This is a genomic window from Skermanella rosea (assembly GCF_016806835.2).
Taxonomy (GTDB): Bacteria; Pseudomonadota; Alphaproteobacteria; order Azospirillales; family Azospirillaceae; genus Skermanella; species Skermanella rosea.
Map to the genome: position 1 here is coordinate 4865122 of NZ_CP086111.1, position 23549 is coordinate 4888670.

At 72.2% G+C, this 23549-nt stretch carries 1 protein-coding gene (running past one end of the window); it reads right to left on the reverse strand.

Annotated elements, in window-relative coordinates; translation table 11 throughout:
* On the reverse strand, positions 1-23549 hold the 3' portion of the coding sequence (locus JL101_RS22815; RefSeq protein WP_323374741.1) for an autotransporter-associated beta strand repeat-containing protein. It continues 2098 nt past the right edge of the window; only the last 23549 of its 25647 coding nucleotides appear in the window; the start codon falls outside the window, past its right edge — the gene reads right to left on this strand; the stop codon is at positions 1-3.

The window sequence follows — 23549 nt, forward strand, 5'->3', positions numbered from 1 at the left end:
TCAAGCCGCGCGGTCCAGGGAATCGACGCCCGCCGCCTTCAGCAGGCTTTCCAGCAGCGCCATCCCCTCGGTCAGGAGATCGCCCTGCCCGGCCGCCTTGAGCTGGGCGGTGAGCGACGGCTTGCCGGCCAGGAGAACCCGCGCCTCCTGCGGGTCGCGCCGCGGTGCGGCGTCGGTGTTATTCCGCCCGTCGCCCGGGACTGCGTCGGGAGCCTGGTCGGCCGCCGGCGTTTCGCCCGACTCGCCCACCTTCAGCTTGAAGTCCACCACGACCTCGGTGCCGGCGTTGTCGCGGGCCTTCACCCGGATCTCCAGCTGGCTTTCCGTGCCGGCCGGCGGCGTTCCGCTGAACGTGCCGGAGGTGGCGTCGAACTTCAGCCATCCCGGCAGCGGCGAGCCGTCCGCCAGGGTGGCCTCGATGGTGATGGTCGCGGTGGGATCGGAGTGGCCGAACACCCCCGACGGCAGCCTGAAGCTGTTCGCGCCGTCGATCCCGAACTGCCGGTCCGGCACGCCGCTGAGCAACCGCAGGCCGTCCGCCGCCCCCGGCCCCGCCCCGATGCTGACCAGCTGGGACTGGCCGGCCGGCAAGGTGAAGCTGCCGGAGAAGGCGGCTTCGCTCCCACCCAGGGTCGAGGAGGAGGACAGGATCGTCGGCGACCCGGTCGACAGGGTGGATGTCGACTGGACCAGCGGCAGGATGATCATGGCGGGCGCCGCGCCGGCCTGTACCGTGGTCGAGGTCGCCGCGGGGAGCGTTTCGGCCGGCCTGGAGACCGGCGTGACCACCTTCGGCGCCGCCTGCGTGGTCAGCGTGAAAGTGGTGGAGACGGTCGCCCCCGCCGGATCGGTCGCCGTCACCCGCACCGCGACCTGCCCGGCGTCGGTGCTGCCCGGCGTGCCGCTGAACGCGCCGGTGGCGGCATCGAACTTCAGCCAGCCCGGCAGGGCCGCGCCGGAAGCGAGGTCGGCCGACAGCGTCAGCCGGTCGGAAGCGTCGGCGTCGGCGAACAGCCCGGCCGGAAGCTTCAGGCTGAAGGCTTCGGCTTCGCGGGCGCCCTGGGCGGCGACGGCGCCGGCCAGCACGGGCGCGTCGTTGGTCCCGACGATGATGACCGCGGCGGTCCCGGCGGCGCTGCCGCCCTGCCCGTCCGAAACGGTGTAGCCGAAGTGCTCGGTCACGGTCTCGCCGGCGGCCAGCCCGTCGTACTTGCCGGCGGTGTCCACCGTGTAGGAGCCGTCCGCCGCCACGGTGACCCGCGCGCCGGACGCCAGGGTGACGGCGGTCCCGACCGCGCCGGGGTTCCCCTGGACCGCGGTCACCGTCAGCACGGTCCCGGTGTCCACATCGGTGTCGTTGGCCAGCAGGCCCTTGGCCGGAACGGCCAGGACGCCATCCTCGGCCACAGCGACGGCGTCGGCGACCGCGGCCGGCCCGTCGTTCGCCCCGGTGATCGTGATGGTGACCGTCGCCGTCGCGGTGCCGCCGGTGCCGTCGCTCACCGTATAGGTGAAACTGTCGGTGCCGCTCTGCCCGGCCGCCAGGCTCTCGAACCGGCCGTTGGGGTCGTAGGCGTAGGAACCGTCGGCCTGGACGGTCAGCTTGGCCCCCGAGTCCAGCAGGATGGCGGCGCCGACGGCGGCGGACGAGCCGTTGACCGCGGAGACGGTCAGGACGGCGCCCCGGTCGGCGTCGGTGTCGTTCGCCAGCAGGCCGGACGGGGCCGCCACGGCCAGGGCTCCGTTCTCTGCCACGGCGCCGGTATCGGCGACCGCCGCGGGGTTCGCGTTGGCGCCGGTGATGGTCAGGGTCAGCGTCGCCGTGGCGCTGCCGCCCTTCCCGTCGGAGACCGTGTAGCTGACGCTGTCGGTCGTGGTCTGCCCGGCCGCGAGGGCCGAGAAGGCCCCGTTGGTGTCATAGGCATAGCTGCCGTCCGCGTTCAGCGTGATCCGCGCGCCCGACGCCAGGGCGATCGCCTGGCCGACGCTGCTGGTCTGCCCGTTCACCGCGCTGACCGCCAGCGCGGCGCCGGCATCCGCGTCGCCGTCGTTGGACAGCACCCCGGAGGATGCCGCGACGGCCGCCCGGTCGTTCTCGCCCAGGGCGAGCGCGTCGGCCCTCGCCACCGGGGCGTCGTTTGCCCCGATGATGGTCAGGGTCACCGTCGCCGTGGCCGTCGCCCCGCCGGCGTCGCGTACGGTCGCGGTGAAGCTGTCGGTCGCGGTCGTCCCGGCCGCCAGGCCGTCGAACCGGCCGTTGGGGTCGTAGCGGTAGGAGCCGTCCGCGTTGACGGTCAGGAGCGCGCCGGACTCCAGCGTGATCGCCCGGCCGATCGCCGACCCGCTGCCGTTGACGGCGGTCACGGTCGCGGTGTCGCCCTGGTCCGGATCGGTCAGGTTGGACAGCACGCCATTGGCGGCGGTCACGCTGACCGCCGAGTCCTCGAACACGGTGCCGGGATCGGGTTGCGGCACCGGCCCGTCGTTGACGCCGGTGATGGTGACAACCACCGTGGCGGTGCTGGTCGCCCCGCTGGTATCGGACGCCGTATAGGTGAAGCTGTCGGTCGCCGACTGGCCCTGGTTCAGGGCGTTGAAGCGGCCGTTCGGGTCGTAGACGTAGGAGCCGTCGGCGTTCAGCGTGAGCCTCGCCCCGGTGGCGAGGCTGATCGTCTGGCCGACCGAGGCGGCGGTCCCGTTGACCGCGGTCACCGTCAGCCGGTCGTCCCGGTTGATGTCGGTGTCGTTCGCCAGCACGCCCAGGGTCGGCACCGACAGCACGGCCTTCTCGGTCACCGTCGCGCTGTCGGCGATCGCCGTCGGGCGGTCGTTGACCCCGGTGATCGTGATGGTCGCCTGGCCCACCGCGGTTCCGCCGAAGCCGTCCGCGACCGTGTAGCTGAAGCCGTCGGTGGTGGTCTGCCCGGCGCCCAGCGTGTTGAAGGCACCGTTGGGATCGTAGACGTAGGACCCGTCCGCGGCCACCGTCAGCTTCGCGCCCGAGGCCAGGGTGACCGTGCCGCCGACGTCGGCGGCCCTGCCGTTGACCGCGGTCACCCGCTGGGGCCGGTCGCCGCTGTCGGCATCCGTGTCGTTGGCCAGCAGGCCGGACGTGCCGGTCGCGGTGACGGCCTGCGCCGCGGTCGTCGCGGCGGCGTCGGCGACCGCCTCCGGCGCGGTGTTGACGCCGGTGATGGTGAGCGTGACCGTCGCGGTCGAGATGGCGCCGGCCCCGTCCCGGACCGTGTAGGTGAAGCTGTCGGTCCGGCTCTGGCCCTGGGCCAGGCCGCGGAACGCGCCGTTGGTGTCGTAGCGGTACGACCCCTCGGCGTTCATCAGCAGCCGGGCGCCCGAGGCGAGCGTGATGGTCCGGCCGACATTGACGGTCTGGCCGTCGACCGCCGACACGGTCAGGGTATCGCTGGTGTCGATGTCGGTGTCGTTGACCAGCACGCCGACGCCGGCGACGTTGAACACGCTGTTCTCCGTCAGGACGGCCGTGTCGGCCGCCGCGAGCGGCGCGTCGTTGACGCCCCGGACCGTGATGGTCGCGGTCGCCGGGGCGGTGGCGCCGGCCGCGTCGCGGACCGTGTAGGTGAAGCTGTCGGTCGCGGTCGCCCCGGCGGGCAGCCTGTCGTACCGCCCGTTGGGGTCGTAGCTGTAGGAACCGTCGGCGTTCAGCCGCAGCAGCGCGCCGGACGGCAGGGTGATCTCCCGGCCGACCGCGTCGGTCGCCCCGTTGACCGATGCCACCCGCAGGGTGTCGCCCGCGTCCACATCGCTGTCGTTGGCCAGCAGGCCGGACGCGTCGCCGGTCAGCCGGGCGCTGGCCGCGACGGACAGGGCGTCGGCGGTCGCCACGGGGGCGTCGTTGACGCCCGTTATGGTGAGCGTCACCGTCGCGATGGCAGTGCCGCCGGCCGCGTCGCGGACCGTGTAGGTGAAGCTGTCGGTTCCGGTCGTCCCGGCCGCCAGCGACGCGAAGGCGCCGTTGGCGTCGTAGGCGTAGGAGCCGTCGGCGTTCACCGTCAGGCGCGCGCCGGACGGCAGGGTGACGGCTTGGCCGACCCAGGCCTCCGTGCCGTTCACGGCGGAAACGCGCAGGCTGTCGCCCGTATCGACGTCCCGGTCGTTGGCCAGCAGGCCGGCGGAGGCCGCGACGGACAGCGTCCCGCTTGCTCCAACCGTGCCGGTGTCGGCCGATCCGGTCGGCAGGTCGTTGACCGGCGTGACCGCGATGGTGGCGGTCGAGGCGGCCGAGTTCGGCGTGCCCCGGACGGTATCGACCATGACGTAGCGGAGCGTCGCGGCGGTATCGCGGTCGGAGGCGGGCGTGAAGCGCAGGTCGGCAACGCCGGCGCTCAGCGGGATCACCGTGCCCGAGGCGCCCAGGACGATGGTGGTCCCGTCGGCCAGGGTCAGGGTGCCGCCGGTGGCCGACAGGATGCGGATCGCGTTGGGGGAATGGCCGTCGCCGTTGGGCACCACGGAAGGCGCAAGCCTGATGTTGGCGGCGCCCGGGGCGGCGCCGTCCTCGGGCAGGAACAGCGTCGTGTTGTCGGTGGCGGTCGCCGTGATGTCGCCGCCGGCGACCGGCGGCTGCGAGGTGGACACGGTGAAGGCGATGGTGGTCGACGTGTCGGCGGTGCGGTCGTCGCCGTCGGAGACGGAGACCTGGAGCGACGGCGCGGTCGCCCCCGCGGTCATGGTGAACCTGATGGTCTCCAGCGTCGCGGTGACATCGGCCGGGCTGCCGGTGACCGTGATCCGGCCGTCGGTCCCGACGGTGACGGTCGCGGAACCGGACGCCGTCGCCTCGACCGTGCCGCCGGTCGGGGCCAGCGTCGCGGTGACCGCGGCGCTGTCCGCGTCCGATATCGAAAAGCCGTGCAGCTCCGTCGGGACGCCGGCGATCGCCGTGCCGCCGGCCGGCAGCGTGACCTGGGACGGCGACACGACGGCGACGGCCAGCGTCGCGGTGACGTCGGGCGAGACCGGGTCGGCATCGCCGGCGGTCAGCGTCACGCTGCCGACGGCGGCGCCGGCCGCGGGCGTGAAGGTCAGGCCCGCCAGCGTCGCGTTGACGTCCTCCTTGGTGCCCGCCACGGTCAGGCGCCCGTCGGCCCCCGCCGTCACGGTGGCGCTCCCGACGGCGGTCAGCGCGACGGCGCCGCCGCTGGGCGCCACGGTGACGGTCAGGCCCGCGTCGTCGAAGTCGGCGACGGAGATGCCGGGGATCGCCCCGGTCTGGCCGGCGGTGACATAGGTGTCCGCCGCGGCCGGGAGCGTGATGGCCGGCGGGTTGACCAGGGCGATGGACAGGGTCCTGTCGATGGCGCCCAGCGACGCGTCGCTGAACTCTACCTGGACCCGGAGCGAGGCGCCGGTCTCCCCCTGGGTGCCGTTGAAGGTCATCGCCGCCAGCGTGGCGTTGATGTCGCTGGAATTGCCGATCAGGGTGAAGAGCCCGCCGCCCAGGTCCGCGACCGAGGCGCCGCCCTGGGCCGCCAGCACCGGCATGCCGTTGGTGGCGGTCAGGCGCACCGTGATCAGGTCGGTGCCGGCGGCGCTCAGCGAGATGCCGGCCAGCGGCGCGTCGGTGCCGGCGGCGAGCACGACGCCGGAGGTCGGCAGTTGCAGCTCGACCGTGCTGGTGATGGTGATCGACAGGGTCGCCTGCGCGTCGGCGGTGCGGCTGTCGCCGTCGCTGACGCTCAGCGCGACGCTGGCGGAAGTTCCCGTGCGGCCCGCGGTGAAGGTCAGCCCGGCCAGGGTGGCGTTCACGGTGGCGACCGCGCCGGTGATGGTGACGGTGCCGTCCGAAGCGGTCGCCACGGTGGCGCCGGCCGCCGCGGCGGCCGCCAGGGTGCCGCCGGTCGGGGCCAGCGTGACGGTGACCTCGCCCGGGTCGGCGTCGGCGACCGTGATGCCGGTCAGCGGCACCGTGGTCCCGGCCACGACCGACGGCTGGCCCGGCAGGTCCAGGGTCGGCGCGTTCAGGATGGTGAAGTCCACCGTCACCGTGGGATCGGGCGTCAGCGCGTCTCGGTCGGTGGTCAGCACCTGGACGCTGCCGGCGGTCGAGCCGATCGTGCCGGTGAAGGTCAGGGTGGCGAGCGAGGCGTTGAGGTCGGCGATGGTGCCGGTCAGGCGCAGCGTGGTGTCGTTCGGCCGGGTCAGCACGGCGGAGCCGACCGCGTCGATGCCGATCTGGCCGTTGGTCGGGACCAGGGTGACCTGCAGCTCGGCGGTGTCGAAATCGCCGACCGTGACGCCGGGGACCGCCTGGGGCACCCCCGCCACCACGGTCTGGGCGGTGGAGACGGTGCTTTCGGGGCTGGAGACGACGTCGATGCTGAGCAGGTCGCTGTCGTCGGCGGTGAGGTCGTCGCCGTCGGCGGTGGTGATCAGCAGGCTGGCGCCGAGCACCCTCGGCACGGCCGTGAACTCCAGCGAGGCCAGCACCTTGTTGACGTCGGCGACGGTGCCCGCGACCTGGACACGGTTGTCGGACAGGCCGGTGACGGCGGCGGAGCCGAACTGGGTGACCGTGACGGTGCCGTTGCTGGGCGTCAGCGTGACCGTCACGCTGCCGCTGTCGGTGTCGGCGACGCTGATGCCGAAGATCTCGCTCGATACGCCGGCGACCACCGTCGGGCGCGCCGGCAGGGTGTTCTCCGGCGCAGACAGGATGGAGACCGACAGCCGCTCCGAGGCGTCGGCGGTGGCCGCGTCGCCGTCGGAGACCGCCACGTCGATCGCGCCCGTGGCGCTGGCGGAGTCGCCGGTGAAGCGCAGGGTGGCGAGCGTGGCGTTGACGTCGGCGACGCTGCCGGTGACCGACAGGACGTTGCCCGAGGCGGAGACCGTGGCCGGGCCGGTCAGGGCGACCGAGCCGTTGACCGGGGTCAGCGAGACGGTGACCGTGGCGCTGTTGCCGTCGGCGACGCTGATCCCCTCGATGGCGGTGGCCGTGCCGGCCAGGACGCTGGCGGTGCCCGGCAGTGTGATCCGGGGAGCGGCGGGGTCGTCGTTCAGGATCACGCCGAACGCGGCGTCGGTCGCCAGCGCCGCGGAGGCGGTCGGGTTGGACAGCACGACGCCGAAGGTCTCGTCCGCCTCAATCGCCTGGTCGCCGGCGATCGACACGGTGATGGTCTTCACGGTCTCGCCGTCGGCGAAGCTCACCGTGCCGCCCGGCAGGGCGCCGCCGAAATCGTCGGCATCAAGGCTGTCGGTTCCGGTGACCTGCCAGTCGACGCTCAGCGCGCCGGACAGGTTGCCCGACCGGGTCACGGTGAAGCTGTAGGCGGTGGTGCCGGCATCGCCTTCCGACTTGGCGGCGTCGGCCGCGGCGATGGCGAGGCGCGACGGTACCACGACGCCCACGGCGGCCTGGTCGACCTGGGTGTCGAGGTTGGTGCCGGTGAAGCTGTCCACCGCGCCGGCCAGCCCGCTGCCCGCGGTGCCCTCCTGCAGGGCGGTCGCGGCGCTGCCCTGGGCCACCACCTGGGCCTGGGTGATGCGGGTCAGGTTCTCCAGCGCATCGCCCGAGCTTCCGCTCGTCGCGGTGTCCACGGCGCCGTTGCTGGCGCCGATCACCCGGGCGGCGTCGGTCGCGACCGCCGCGACGCGGGCGGCGTCGATGCCGGACAGCCGGGCGGCCGCGTTGCGCAGCACGGCCTCGATGACCGTCTGCGAGGACAGGTCGATCGTGGTGCCGGACGGCAGGGCCGACACGGTCTCGGCCAGCGCCGCCAGCACCGCGCGGCCGGCGTCGCCCGAGTTGATCGGCGTGCTGGCGGCCCCGGCCAGCACCGAGCTGCCCTGGACCAGCAGGTTGGCGATCTTGGCCGCCTCCGCCTGGGCCGCGACCGCCGTGGCGATCTCCCCGGCGGAACGGCCCGCGGTGGTCGCCTCGACGATCGGGTCGTAGGTCAGCAGGTCGATCCCGGCGTCGATGCCGAGCGCCGTCTTGACGGCCGTCTGGGCCGCCGCGATCTGCGGGTCGGTCGCGTCGAGGCCGGCGACGCCGACCAGCAGCGTGGTCAGCGGGTTGATGACCTTGGCGCGCGGGGGCGCCTCGAAGATGCCCTTGAAGTCCAGCCCGGTGGAGATGTCGCGGCCGCCCACCAGGATATAGGGGCCGCTGCCGCCCAGGATCTCGAAATTGCCCGAGCCGTCGGTGATCGAGAAGGACTCGCCCTCGTCCAGCACGCTGTTGCGGTTGGCGTCGGCGAACACCGTCCCACCGGTGATGTAGCCATCGACCACCACGCCCTTGAAGGTATTGACGATGACGTCGCCGGTCCGCAGCGCGCCGAGGTTCCGGGCCGCGTTGTTGCCCGCCGCGTCCCGGATCCTGCCGCCGTTCAGGTTGATGTTCTGGCCGACCGAGATGCCGTCCTTGTCGGCGTCCGACGGGGTGACGGTGTAGGCGAAGGTCAGCGTGTCGGCGGGCTGGCCAGCCACCTCGACCAGTTCGGCGAAGCGGGTGGTCCTGCCGATGGTCAGCGCCAGGCGCGGCGTGCCCAGGTTGGTCCGGTCGATCGCCTCGCTGAACTTGACGGTGAAGGTCAGGGTGTCGCCGTCGACATAGTTGCCGGCCGTGGGGGCCGTGACCGACACGATGCTCGGCGGGGTCACGTCGCGGTCGTCGTCCAGGATCGTGCCCCGGGCGGTCTCGCGCTGGAAAACGATCTTGCCGCCGGCGAGGCTGGTGGCGACGCCGGTGACCGAGAAGGTGAAGGTCTCGTCCGGTTCCACCACCGTGTCGGCGGCGACCGTTATAGTGACGTCCACGAAACCGGCGCCGGACGCCAGCGTCGCCTTGCCGAACGGCAGCCCGCCGGCGAAGTCGTCGCGGTCGGCTTGGCCGTTGCTCCGGGTCGGGTTGTCGATCTGCCAGTCGACCACCGTCTCGGCGCTGGTGTCGCCGGTCCGGGCGATGCGGAAGGTCAGCACCGTGTTGCCGGCGGTGCCCTCGCTGGCGACGGCGGCGACCGGCACCACGTCCAGCCGCTGGACCGCGGTGACCCTGATGCCGACCGCCTGGGTGGCCGCGACGCCGCCGTCGGACACGCTGTAGGCCAGCGTGCCGGCGTCGCCGCTGAAGCCGGCCGGCGGCGTGTAGGTCAGGTTGGCGAGCTGGGTCGCGGTCAGCAGCGTGCCGACCGTCACGGCCGTTCCCTCGGCGGTCCTGACGGTGCCGACGGACGGCAGCGCCGTGACCGCGATGGTCAGCGGGTCGCCTTCCGCATCCACCGGCCGCGTGATGCTCAGGCCGATGGACGCGCTGTCCTGGTCGATCGTCACGATCTTGTCCGGCTGGAGGACGGGGCCGTTGTTGCGGCCCTCCACCGTGATGAACAGGGTCGCGGTCGAGGTCAGGCCCCCGGCGTCGACGATGGTGTAGCGCACCTGCTCGACCACGGTCTGCCCGGCGTTGAGGCCGGCATAGGCGCCGTTGGGGTCGAACGCGACGCTGCCGTTCTGGCGGATCGTGACCTGGCCGCCGCCGGCCAGCGTGATCGCCCGGCCGACGCTGGAGGCCAGGCCGTTCACCAGGCTGACGACGCGGGTGTCGCCGGTGTCCGGGTCGGTGTCGTTGGACAGCAGGCCCCGGGCGGCGGAGAGGGTGAAGGCGCTGCCCTCGCCGGTGGAGACCCGGTCGTCCGCCGCGACCGGCGCGTCGTTCACGTTCTCCACGGTCAGGATGAAGATGTCGGAGGCGCTGGCGCCGGCCAGGTCGGTCACGGTCAGCCGGATCGTCAGCGTGCCCACGTCGCCGTTGGCCGGGGTGCCGCTGAAGGTCCGCGTGTTCGTGTCGAACGTCAGCCAGGCCGGCAGCGGGTTGCCGTTGGACAGGGTCGCGGTGCCGGTCAGCGGGTCGCCGCCGTCCACGTCGTTGAAGGCGGTCGTCGGGATCGTCAGGGAGAAAGGCGTGCCCTGGACGGCGGCCGCCCGGCTGATCGTACGGCTGGCGGTCGGGGCGTCGTTGACGGAGAGGGTCCGGACGCTGGTCAGGCTGTCCCCCGCCGTGACCGTCCCGTCGGATACCTGGAGGGAGAACAGGGTGGTTTCGACAGTGCCGGGAGTGACGCGGTTCTCGGTCGGGGTGAAGATGACGGCGCGGAGCGCCGCCTGGATCTGCGCCGCGGTGCCGGTGACTCTCCACACGCCCGTGGCGGCGTCGTAGGTACCGTTGAGGGAGCCCTTGGCCGGATCGATGGTGACCGTGGCGGTCAGCGTCTGGTCCGGGCGATCGGCATCGGTGATCCGGACGTCCGGGAACGGCCGGGCGGTCCTCCGGTCCGTGGTGTCGATGGCGCCGGAGATGCCGGAGATCGCCGGGCCGTCGTTGGCCGAGGTGATCCGGACCGTCGTCGCGTCGTCGCTGGCGCTGGCGCCGGAGGCGTCGAGCGCGGTCACGGTGAAGCGCACGGTCTCGACGGTGCCGGGGGTGACCAGATTCTCGGCGGGCGTGTAGACGAGCTGGCGGAGGGCGGCCTGGGCCGCCGACGCGGTGCCGGTGAAGGTGAAGCTGCCGGTTCCGGCCAGGGTGAAGCCGGAGGCGGTCAGCGACGCCGCGCTGAAGGTGCCTCTGCTTGGCGCGTCGATGCCGACCGTCAGCGTCAGGGACTGGCTGGCGTCGGCGTCGGTGACGGTGAAGCCCTGGAACGGCAGCAGGGTGCCCTTGTCGGAGACCGGCTGGCCGGATGCCGCGCCGCCGAGCTGCGGCGCGTCGTTGGCGGCGCTTGTGGTCACCTGGGTGGAGGCGTCGGAGGCCGAGCCGCCGTTGCCGTCGCTGATCGACACCGTGAAGGTCGTGGTTTCGGTCGAGCCGGGATTGACGCGGTTGTCAGCCGGCGTGAAGACCAGCCCGCGGATGGCGGCCTGCGCCGCAGACGCGGTGCCGGTATAGGTATAGACGCCGCCGCCCTGGCTCGTGAACCCATTGAGCGTGGTGAAGCTGCCCTTCGCGGCGGTGTCCAGGGTGACGGTGACGGTCTGGGTCTGGTCCGGGCTGTCCACGTCGGCGAACAGGATGGTGGCGAACGGCAGGGCAGTCTGCTTGTCGGTGATCGACTGGGTGCCGGCTCCGCCGATGGTCGGCGCGTCGTTGACCGCGTTGACGGTGAGGGTCGCGGTGTCGCTTGCGGCGCTGAAGGCCGAGGTGCCGCCGGTGCTGGAGGTGTCGGCGGTTCCGCCCGCCGTGCCGGCGGTGCGGTCCCAGGCGCGGTAGGTCAAGCTGGCCGAGGTGGCGTTCTGTCCGTCGGGCACGAAGCGGACATGGTCGGCCGAGCGCAGCAGGAGCGCGGCGGCCGAAGTGGGCGAGCCGAAGGCGGTCCAGGTCGAGCCGTCCAGCGAGTACTGCCACGTGCCGTTTCCGGAGGTGATGCCGGTGATGGCGATGCCCTGAACCGCGCCGGTGTCCGCGTCGGTGACGCTGGTGCCCAGGATCGAGGAGACGAGCTGGCCGCCGTTGGTCGTGGCATCCTCGGTGATCGAGGTCAACGTCGGGGACGCCGACGACAGGACCGGCGCGTCGTTCGCCGCGCCGACGGTCAGCGTGACGGTGGCCGGCGTCGGGCTGAGGCCGTTGCCGGCGCTGTCGCGGGCACCCTGGACCTGGAAGCCGAAGGTGCCGCCGTCGGCGGTGTTGGCGTTGCTGTTCGGCCTGAAATAGACTGACGCCGCTTCGGCCGCGGTGATGACGTCGCCGCCGGCGATCGCGGTGGTGGCGCCGCTGTCCTTGTAGAGCGTGCCGCCGGTGATGGCGGAGATCTTGAAGTGCGTGATCTCCGACCCGTCGGTGCCGTTGCGGGTGATCGCGATGGCGCTGGACAGGGTATCTTCGGTGGTGCTGGTGGCCCCCGAGACCGTCGGGGTTTCGGCGACCGCGTTGACCGTCACGGTGAAGCTGTCGGTGGCGGTGTTGCCGGCCTCGTCGGTCACGGTGAGGGTGATCACCGAGCTGCCGAACTGGTTGCCCGTCGGGGTCACGGTGACGGTCCGGCTGGCTCCGCTGCCTCCCAGCACGACGTTGGCGTCGGCCACCAGGGTGGCGTTGCCGGAGCCGCGGGTGAGCTGCACGGTGCCGGCCGCGGTCACGCCGTCGCCGACCGTGACGCTCAGCGCGCCGGTGCCGGCGTCCTCCTCGATGGTCTGGTTGGCCACGTCGGAGATGGTCGGCGCGGTCCGGTCGATGGTCACCGTCGCGGCATTCGAGGTGGTCTGGTTGCCGGCCGCGTCGGTCGCCCGCACGGTGTAGCTGAGGCCGGTGCCTTCGGCGGCGCCCGTGTGGGTCAGCGTATTGGTGCCGGCGGTCGAGGTCGCCGTGGCGACCACGGTGGAGCCGCGGAGCAGTTCCAGCGTCAGGCCGGCCTCGCCCACGGTCAGCGAGAAGGCGGGGTTCGCGGCGTTGGTGATGCCGTCTGCGGACGAGCTGCCGCTGTCGGTCGCGGCCGTGAGGGCCGCGGTGCCCAGGGTCGGCGCGGTCGTGTCGATCACGATGGCCTTGTTGGCACCGAGCGAGCCGGTGGCGCCCGGCGCCGCGAGCGTCAGCGTCGCCGCGTTGCCGGCACTGTCCAGGATGGTGCCGCCGTTGAGCGCCAGCGCCGCGGCCGAGGCGACGTCCAGGTCGGCCGAGGTGTCGCCGGCCTGCACCGTGTAGGTGAAGGTCAGCGTGCTCGTGCCGGAGCCGGAGGCGTAGCTGGCCGCCCGGTCGGTCGTGCCGGTCTCCAGCGTGAGCTGGGGCGTGCCGGTGACGGTCACGGCCTGGCTGAACGCCACCTGGATGCTGACGGTGTCGCCGGCCTTGTAGGAACGGTCGGTGGTGGTCGAGTTGACGCCGGTCACCGTCGCGGTCACCGTGTCCACGGAGGCCCCGGTGGTGTCGGCGGCGGTGGCCGAGGTGCCGTTCGGGCCGGACGCGGTGACGCTGACGTTGCGGCCGGTCGTCTCGATGATGCCCGCGGCGATGGTGTAGGTGGCGGTCCAGGTGCCGGAGCTGTTGGAGGCGCTCACCGCCGAGCCGCCGCCGAACTGGCTGAAATCGACCGTGACGCCGGTCAGCGCGCCGTTGTTGTCGCCGGCCGACGTGCTGTTCCAGGTCGCGGTGACGGTGTCGCCGATCCTGAACGCGCCGCCCGTGCCGGTGGCGCCCGAGATCGAGATGTTGGCGTCGGTGACGGCCGGGACCACGGTCAGGACGACGTCGTTGCCGGTGCCGCCGGCATAGGAGATCCGGTAGGACTTGGTGCCGACGGTCACCAGGCCGCCCTCGGCGATGCCGCTGAAGGTGCCGGTGACGAGGTCGCTGCCGTCATTGTCGATCAGCGTGAAGCTGTCGCCCTGCGCGGGCGTGAAGCCGGCGGTCAGCGTCAGCGTGGCGCCGGTGATGGTCACGGTGCCGGTGACCACGATCTGGTCGTAGCCGGTCCCGGCGGTTGTGCCGTCCAGTTCCGCCGACAGGGTGCCGCCGGACGCGATGGTCAGTCCGTTGCCCAGCGTCAGCGTGCCGGGGCTGTTGCCGGCCCCGATGGTGCCGCCCGAAGCGACCGAGACGGCGCCGGCCAGGGTGCCGGAGCCGCCCAGCGTGCCGCCGGAGGCGACCGAGACGGCGCCGGTGCCGGTGATCGATCCGTTGACCGCCAGCCTGCCGCCGCTGATCGTGGTGGTGCCGCTGAAGCTGTTGGTCCCGGTCAGGGTCAGCGTGCCGGTGCCGGTCTTGACCAGGTTGCCCGACCCGGTGATGGCGCCCGACAGGGTGACCGGGCCGGCGGTATTCAGCGTGCCGTGCCCGCTGCCCAGGGTGAAGTCGTTGGTGATCGCGGTGGCCGTGGTGGCGGTGATGTCCAGCGTGCCGCCGTCGAGCGTCACGGCGCCGCTCAGCGCCGAGGCGGAGCCGATGGCGACGTTGCCGGCGTTGACCGTCATGCCGCCGGTGGCGCCGGACACCGTCAGGGTGCCGGTGCCGATCTTCCTGAGGGTGAAGCCGTTGGCCGCGAGAGTGCCGCTGATGGTCACCGCCTGGTCGGTCTGGATCGAAGCGTTGCCGGTCAGCGTGACGTTGTTGTCGATCGTCGTGCTGGTCTTGACCCGCAGCGCCGTGTCGGCGGCCAGCGTCACCGCGCCGTAGCCCAGGTTGACGTCGGCCGTCAGCATGACCACGCCGCCCTGGACCGAGGTCGCCCAGGCGGAGCCGTTGTTGGTGCTGCCGGTGAGATCCACCGTGCCCGCGCCCGACTTGGTCAGCGTGGTCGAGCCGGTGATGGCGCCGGACAGCGTCAGCGTGTCGGTGCTGCCGGTCTGGCCGTAGAGGATCGTGCCGCCGCCGGTGCCCAGCGTGATGGCCTTGGCGATGGTCTGCGCGCCGGTGCCGGTGAATTCCAGCGTGCCGCCGGCCAGCGTCAGGGAGCCCGTGCCCAGGTTCGCGTCGGCCGACACGCTGAGCGTGCCCGCCGTCACCGAGGTGCCGCCGGCATAGGTGTTGGTCGCGGACAGGACGACCTTGCCGGCCCCCATGCTGGCGACGGTCAGTCCGCCGTTGCCGATGACGCCGCCGAAGGTCAGGTCGGCGCTGGTCGAGTTGTCGACGGTGCGGGCCGCCCCGCCCAGATCGACGGCGCCCGTGAAGGTCAGCGCGCCCGAGCCGGAGATGGTGAAGGTGCCGCCGATGGCGACGGCGTTGGCCAGCGTATAGCTGTTGCTGCCGCCGGCGCGGATCTTGCCGCCCTGGACGGTCATCGTGCCGGTGCCGAGCGCGGTGTTCGAGCCGACCTGGACGATCCCGTTGCCGAGCGTCACGCCGCCGCTGTTGGTGTTGCCGCCCGTCAGCGACAGCACGTTGGCGGCGCTGGTGCCGCCGACCGCGAGCGCCCCGCTGCCGCTGATCACCCCGGCCAGGGTCAGGGAGGCGGTGGACAGGTCGATCGTGCCGCCGCCGGCGCCGAGGGCCATGCCGTTGTCGATGGTGGCGGTGGCGGTCGCAGCCAGCGTGCCGCCGTTCAGCGTCACCGTGCCGGCGACCAGCGCGTCGTCGTCCGACACCGCCAGGGTGCCCGCGGAAACGGTCACGCCACCGGTCAGCCCCGCCTCGTTGGCGGTGTTGGTCAGGGTCAGCTTGGCCGTGCCGGTCTTGGCCAGCGCCTGCGCGCCGCCCGACAGCGCGCCGCTGACGGTGGCGTCGGCGTCGGTCCGGATGGTCGCGGCACCGGTCAGCTCCACGGCGTTGTCCACCGTGGTGGCGGCGGTCACCTGGAAGGTGGTGCCGGACGCGAGGACGAGCTTGCCGCCGCCCAGGCGGCTGTCGGCGTCGATGGACAGGGTGCCGGCCGACACCGTGGTGGTGCCGTCATAGCTGGACGCTGATGTGGTCAGCGCCAGGGTGCCGGCGCCGGCCTTGGTCAGGTTGAAGGCCGAGGACCCGTCGGTGATCCCGCCGGTCAGGGTCAGCGTGGCGCCGGAGGCGGCGCCCAGTGTCGCGTCGGCCGCCAGGGTCACGGCGCCGGACAGGGTGCCGGTGCCGGACGCCGCGTAGAGCGCGCCGATCCCGCTGGCGCCGGTGCCGCTGATCGTCACCGCGTCGGCGACCGTCACGCCGGAGCCGATCTGGAGCGTGGCGCCGCTGCCGACGGTGGTGGCGCCGGCGGTGGTGCCGAGCGCGCCGGCATGCCCGGCGACCAGGATTCCGGCCGATACCGTCGCGGACCCGCTATGGGTGTTGTTCCCCGACAGGGTCAGCGTGCCCTCGCCGTCCTTGGTCAGCGCGCCCGACCCGGAGATCACGCCCGACAGGGTGGCGGCGGCGCCGCTGGCCACCGTCACCCGGCCGCCGCTGCCGCCGATCGCCACGGCGTTGTCGACGGCCGCCCCGTCGCCCAGCACCAGGGTCACGGTCGCGCCGTTCAGGGTCACCGTGCCGGACCCGAGATTGCCGTCGGCGCCGATGCTCAGCGTGCCGCCGCTGACAGAGGTGGCGCCGTAGCCGTTGGTGCCGCCCAGCGCCAGCGTGCCGGACCCGAACTTGCTCAATTGGAAGCTGCCGGAGACGGCGCCCGACAGGGTCAGGATGCTGTTGGAGGTCTGCACCGTCGCGTTGCCGGTCAGCACCACCGCGTTGCCCAGGGTCAGGGTCGCGGCGCTGCCGAGGGTGGGAAGCTGGAGCGTGGTGCTCGCTCCCAGCGTGATCGTGCCGGTGTTGGCCTGGGTGGCGGAAACCCCCGAGCTGTCGCCGAACTCCACCGCGCTGCCGTTGGCGGCCACCGTGATGTTGCCGGCGAAGCTGGTGCTGTTGGACGTGTTGCTCAGCGTCAGCACGCCGCTGGAGCCGGTCTTGGTCAGGGTGACGCCGGCCGCCGCGGTGACCTGGCCGCTCAGCTTGGTGTTGACCGTCGTGTGGATCGTGCCGCCGCCGCTGCCGAGGGTGACGGCCTGGGCGAAGACCTGCTGGCCCTGTCCGCTGACGCTCAGGGTGCCGCCGTCCAGCGTCAGCGTCCCCGCCCCCAGGGAGCCCACTCCGCTGACGGCCGACGGGCTGGCTTTGCCGACGGCCAGCGTGCCGCCGGACACCGTCGTGGCGCCGAGGAAGTTGGTGCTGTTGTCGGCGTTCTGCAGGGTCAGGGCCCCGCCGCCGTTCTTGGTCAGGCGGCCGGCCGCGGTGCCGGTCAGGCCGCCGGTGAAGCTGGTGTCGGCCCTCTGGCTGACCGTCAGCGCGTTGGCGCCGATCGCGACCGTGCCGGTCCCGGACAGCGCGCCGATCGTCTCGGAGGCGGACGACAGGGTCAGCGTGCCGGTCACGGAGACCGCGCTGCCGTCGGCCAGCGCCGTGCCGCTGCCGTTGTTGAGCGTCAGGCCGCCCGCCGAGACCGTGGTGGTCCCCGTGTAGGTGTTGACGCCCGTCAGGATCAGCGTGCCGGTGCCGGCCTTGGTCAGCCCGCCGGTGCCCTCGATCACGCCGGAGAAGCTGGTCGAGGTATTGTCGCCGCCGGCGGTCAGCGTACTGGTCCCCAGCGAGACGGTGCCGCCGCCGTCGAGCGAGCCGATCGTCTCGTCCGCGCCGAGCGACAGGGTGGCGCCCGAGGCGACGGTCACGGCACCCGTATCGCCGAGGGCCGAGCCGCCGCTGGCCGACAGCGTGCCGGCGGAAACCGTGGTGGCGCCGGTGCGCGTGTTGGTGCCCGACAGCGTGACGGTGCCGGCACCGGTCTTGGTCAGCGCCGCGCTGCCGGCGAGCGGCGCGCTGACGGTCGCGGTGTCGCCGGCGCCGTTGGAGAGGGTCAGCGCGCCACCCAGGGTGAGTACGGCGGTGCCGCTGCGCGCGAGGGTCAGGCCGTTCGCCTCGTCGAAGTCCAGCGTGTCGCCGGCCCCGATCGTGACGCTTGTGGCGAGCGTGACGGTGGAATTGTCGGCCAGCTTGACCTTGATGGTGTCCGCCCCCGTCTGCGCCACACCGCGCGCCAGCGCCTCGCGCAAGGAGAAGCCGTCGGCGGCGTCGCCGTCGCTGTCGGTGTCGGCGCTGAGGTCGGCATAGATGGTCGAGCTGGTGACCGACACGTCCGCCGTGACCGATGCGGCATTGGCGTCGGCCAGGGTGAAGCGCACCGTGGTGTCGCCATAGGGCGTGGCGTTGGCGTAGCCGATGTTGCGGACCAGCGTCTGCACCCGGGAGTTGGTGGCGTTGGTGTCGAAGGTGACCACCAGCCGGCCGCTTGCCGAGGTGTAGGCCCAGGTGCCGAACTGCGTGCTGTTGTCGGAAAGGGTGCCGGTGCTGTCGGAACCGCGGGCGATGGACCCGGTTGATCCGACGCCGGACAGGAAGCTGAACACGTCATTGACGCTGCCGTCGGCGGCACCGCCCGAGGTCACCCGCTGCACCGTCAGCGTGCCGGAATTCCAGTTGCCATCGATGTCGAGGGCGGTGGCGCTGGCGAGGCCGTTGGCGGCGTTGGCCAGCGTCACCGTGGTGCCCGTCGCTCCGCCACCCCCGTCCAGGTCGAGGGTGGGCGTGTCGTTGACCGAGGTGATGGAGGTGCCGAGCGAGACGCCGGTTGCCGACACCGTGGAGGTGCCGTCGTCGGTGGTGGTGTCGAAGGTCGCGCGGGTGGTGCCGCTGGTGAAGGTGGTGGCGGTCGAGTTGTCCACCGTGAACACGGTCAGCGCGCCCGGCGTGCCGTTAAAGTCGGCAGCGGGCCGGAAGCGCAGCTTGGTGCTGGTGTCGAGCAGCAACGCCGCCGAGGTCGAGACGGTGCCGACCGCATGCCAGTTGGTGCCGCTGTCGGTCGAGTACTCCCAGGTGCCCTGCGTGCTGGTGCTGGCATCGGCCGAGATCGCGATGCCGGCCAGCGCGTTGGCCGAGGAGCCACCGGTCACCGTGTCGGTGCTGTCGGAGAACAGCGTCGAGAACAGGCTGGTCACCGTGGCGCCCGCCGGGGCCGCGGTATCCTCGTTGACCGCTGCCAGGGTGGCGCCGCCGGTGGCGCCGGGCGCGTCGTTGACCGCGGTGATCGAGGTGCCGAGCGAGACGCCCGCCACCGACACCTTGGAGGTGCCGTCGTCGGTGGTGGTGTTGAAGGTCGTGCGGGTGGTGCCGCTGGTGAAGGTGGTGGCGGAGGAGTTGTCAACCGCGAACACGGTAAGATCGCCCGGCGTTCCGTTGAAGTGGGCGGCCGGCACGAAGCGCAGCTTGGCGCTGGTGTCGAGCAGCAGCGCCGCCGAGGTCGAAACGGTGCCGACCGCGTGCCAGTTGGTGCCGTTGTCGGTCGTGTACTCCCAGGTGCCCTGACCGGCGGTGCTGGCATCGGCCGAGATGGCGATGCCGGCCAGCGTGTTGGCCGGACTGCCGCCGGTCACCGCGTCGGTGCTGTCGGAGAGCAGCGTCGAGAACAGGCTGCTCACCGTGGCGCCCGACGGTGCCGTGGTGTCCTCGCTGACCGCCGTCAGGGTGGCGCCGCCGGTGAAGCCGGGCGCGTCGTTGACGGCCGAGACGGCGATCGACGCGGTGTCGGTGGCCGAGGAGAAGGCCGTCAGCGCGCCGTTGCTGGACGTGCTGGCGGTGCTCCCGGCGGTGCCGGAGGTCTTGTCCCAGGCGCGGAAGGTTATGGTCGCGGTGCCGCCGTTCCAGTTGGCATCGGGCACGAAGCGGATCTTGTGCGTGCTGCTGCCGGTCAGCGTGCCGTCGAGCAGGCGCGAGGCGGACGAGAGGTCGACCGACTGCCCGGTGGTGGCGTTGAAGCTGAACCAGTTCGCCCCGTTATCGGTCGAGTACTGCCAGAGGCCGTGGCTGTTGTCCACGGCGGTGACCGCGATAGCCTCGACCGCCGTGCCGTCCGGGTCGGTGATCGAGCTGTCCACCACGAGGGTGGCGACGCTGGTGCCGGTGTTGGAGGCGTCCGCCACGTCCTCCGCGATGCTGGTCAGCACCGGGGACTGGCTGGTGTCCAGCACCGGCGCGTTGTTGACGTGGGTCAGCACGATGTCGTTGCCGGTGCCGCCCGTATAGGAGATCTGGAAGGTCTTGCCGCCCTGGGTGAGGGTGGCCCCCTGCGACAGGCCACTGAAGGTGCCGGTCACCGGGTCGTCGCCGTCGTTGCTGACCAGGGTGAAGCTGTGGCCCAGCGTCGGCGTGTAGCCCAGCGTGATCGACAGCGTCGCCCCGGTCACGGTCACGGTACCGTTCACCACGATCTGGTCGTAGTTCGTGCCGGCGATGGTGCCGTTGATCTCGGCCGACAGGGTGCCGCCCGACGCGACGCTCAGCCCGTTGTTGAGCGTCAGCGTGCCCGGGCTGGTGCCGGCCGCGACCGTGCCGCCGCTATTCACCGTGACCGCGCCGCTCACGCTTCCGGTACCGCCCAGCGTGCCGCCCGACACAGTGACCGCGCCGGTCCCCGTCTTGGTTCCAGTCACCAGCAGGGTGCCCTCCCCGGTCTTGGTGAGGCTGCCCGAGCCGCCGACCGCGCCGGACAGGGTGGCGGCGATGCCGGTGCCGATGGAGACGGTGCCGCCGTTGCTGTTCAGCGTGATCGCGTTGTCGATGTTCGCGGCGGCCGTCACCGTCAGCGTGCCGCCGTTGAGCGTCACCGCGCCGCTGCCCAGGTTGCCGTCGGCGGCCACGCTCAGCGTGCCGGCCGACACCGTGGTCGTACCGGTGTGGGTCTGCGTGGCCGACAGCGTCAGCGTGCCGGCGCCTGATTTGGTCAGCCCGCCGCTGCCCAAGATCACGCCGGACAGGGTGGCGGCATTGGCGTTGCTGACCGTGCCGCCGCTGGAACCCAGTTCGACCAGGTTGTCGATATCGGCGCCGCTGCCGGTCACGGTCAGCGTGCCGCCGTTCAGCGTCACCTTCCCGCTGCCCAGGTTGGCGTCGGCGGCGACGCTCAGCGCGCCGGCCGACACCGTGGTGGTGCCGGTGTGGGCCTGCGTGGCGGACAGCGTCAGGGTGCCGGCGCCTGATTTGGTCAGGCCGCCGCTGCCGGAGATCACGCCGGACAGGGTGACCGCGTTGGCGTTGCCGACCGTGCCGTGGTTGGCGCCCATTTCCAGAAGGTTGTCGATATCGATGCCGGTCCCGGTCACGGTCAGCGTGCCGCCGTCCAGCGTCACCCTCCCGCTGCCCAGGTTGGCGTCCCCGGCCACGCTCAGCGCGCCGGCCGACACGGTGGTGGTGAAATTCGCTCCGGAATTGGTGCCCGACAGCGTCAGGGTGTTGGCGCCCGCCTTGGTCAGCGTGCCGGTGCCGCCGATGGTACCGGAGAAGGTGTCGTCGCCGCTCTGGTTGACCTTCAGTGTGTGCGTGCCCAGCGTGACGGCGCCGGCGCCGGACAGCGAGCCGATGGTTGCGTTGCCGGTCAGCAGCAGCGTGCCGGTGACGGTCACGGCGCTGGTGTCGGCGATGTTCGTTCCGCTCACCGACAGGGTGCCGGCGGAGACGATGGTGGAGCCGGTGTAGGTGTTGGTGCCCGACAGGGTCAGGACGCCGGTGCCCATCTTTGTCAGACCGTTGCCGGCGCCGGAGATCACGCCGGAGAACGTGGTGCTGGTGTTGTCGCCGCCCGCCATCAGCCCGGCTCCCAGGACGACGTTGCCGGCTCCGGCCAGCGAGCCGATGGTTTCGGCGGAGGCGAGCTGCAAGGTGGCGCCGGTATCGACCGTCACGGCACCCGCGTCGGCCAGGGACGAGCCGCCGCTGACCGACAGGGTACCGGCCGAAATCGTGGTGGCGCCCGTGTGGGTGTTTGTGGCGGCGGTCAGCGCCAGCGTGCCGGCGCCCGTCTTGGTCAGCAGGGTGGAACCGCTGACGACGCCCGAAACCGTTCCGGTCTTGGTGGCGGCGACCTCGATCGTGCCGCCATTGGTGCCCAGGGCGATGGCGTTGGTGAAGGTGCCGGTCTCGGTCAGGCTCAGCGTGCCGCCGTTCAGCGTCACGGTGCCGCCGACCAGTGCCGCGTCGCTTGCCACCGCCAGCGTGCCGGCCGAAACGGTGACGCCGCCGGTCAGGCCGGTCTTGTTGGTGGAGCCCGAGAGCGTCAGCGTGCCGGTGCCGGTCTTGGTCAGCGCCTGGGCGCCGCCCGAGAACGCGCCGGACAGGGTCACGGCGGCGTCGGTCTGGATCGTGGCGGCGCCGGATAGCGCCACCGCGTTGTCGATGGTGGCGCCGCCGGTGACCTGGAACGTCGTGCCGGCGGCCAGCGTCAGCGTGGAGGCGGTGTTGCCCAGGCCGCTGTCGGCGGAGATTGCCAGCGTGCCGGCCGAAACCGTGGTGGCGCCGGTGTAGGTGTTGACGCCCGACAGGGTCAGCGTGCCGGCGCCGGCCTTGGTCACGGCGAAGCCGCCGCTGACGATGCCGCTGACGGTCAGGGTGCCGGCCGTGGTGGTGATTATCGTATTGGCGGTCATCGCGACGTTGCCGCTCAGCGTGTTAGCGCCGCTGACGTTGACCAGCGCGCCGCCGCTGGAAACACCGGCTCCCGCCAGCCCGGTGATCGCCTCGGCGACCATGATGCCGCCCTGCAACGCCAGCGCGGCGCCGCTGGTGACCGAGGTGCCGCCGGCGGTCGCGCCCAGCGCGTTGGCGTGCGTCGCCAGCAGCGTGCCGGCGCTGATGGTGGTGTTGCCGGTGTAGGTGTTGTTGCCGCTGAGGGTCAGTGTTTCCGATCCGGTCTTGGTCAGCGCGCCGGAACCGGAAATCACGCCCGACAGCGTCGTCGCGGCGGTCGTCTGGATCTCGCCGGCCCCGGCCAGATCGACGGCGTTGTCGATGATGGCGGCGGTCGTCACATTGAGCGTGCCGCCATTCAGGCTGACCGTGCCCTGGCCCAGGTTGGCGTCGGCGCCGACCGACAGCGTGCCGGCCCTGACCTCCGTCGTCCAGGTGTTCGACCCGCCGCTGTTGATGCCGGTCAGCTTGACCGTTCCGGCGCCCTGCTTGGTCAGCGAGGTCGTGCCGGAAATGGTGCCCGACAGGGTCAACTCGTCGGTGCCGCCGGTCAGGGCGTAGCTGATCGTGCCGCCGCCCGTCCCCAGGGTGATGTCCTTTGAAATGCTCTGCGCGCCCGTGCCGGTGAAGGCCAGCGTGCCGCCGGCCAGGGTCAGCGCGCCGGTGCCCAGGTTGGACTCCGCGGCGATGCTCAGCCTGCCGGCGGAAACCGTGGTGGTGAAGCTCGCACCGGAATTGGTGCCCGACAGCGTCAGCGTGCCGGAGCCGGCCTTGGTCAGCGCGCCAGCGCCGCCGATCGTGCCGGAGAAGGTGGTGTCGCCACCGTTGCCGCCGGTGGTCAGCGTGTTGGCCCCCAGCGTCACCGTGCCGGCGCCGGCCAGCGAGCCGATCGTCTCGCTGCCGGTCAGCAGCAGCGTGCCGGTGACGGTGACGGCGCTGGTGTCGGCGATGTTCGACCCGCCGACCGACAGGGTGCCGGCGGAGATGGTGGTGGCGCCGGTGTAGGTGTTGACGCCCGACAGGGTCAGCGTGCCGGACCCGGCCTTGGTCAGGCCGCCGGTGCCGCCGATGACGCCGGAGAAGATGGTGGAGGTGGACTGGCTGACCGTCAGCGTGTTCGATCCCAGCGTCACCGTGCCGGCGCCGGTCAGCGCGTCGATCGTCTCGTTGGTGGACAGGGCGAGCGTGCCTGTGACGGCCACGGCGCCGGTGTCGGCCAGGGTGATCCCGCTGGTGTTGGCGAGCGTCAGCGTGCCGACCGACACCGTCGTGCCGCCGGTGAAGGTGTTGACGCCGGTCAGGGTGATGTTGCCGGCGCCCGACTTTTCCAGTGTGCCGGTGCCGCTGATGATCCCGGCATAGGTGCCGGAGCCGTCCTGGGTGAACACGACGGCCGCGTTGTTCGTGATGTCGCCCTGGAGGCTGGTCGTGGTGCCGGTCAGCGTGCCGGCCGAGACGGTGGTGCCGCCGGAATAGGTGTTGGCGCCCGACAGCGTCAGGCCGCCCGCGCCCGTCTTGGTCAGGGCGTTGGCGCCGGTGATGTTGCCGGACAGCGTCGCGGTGATCCCGGTGCCGACATCGACCGTGCCGCCGCCGGTGCTCAGCGTCA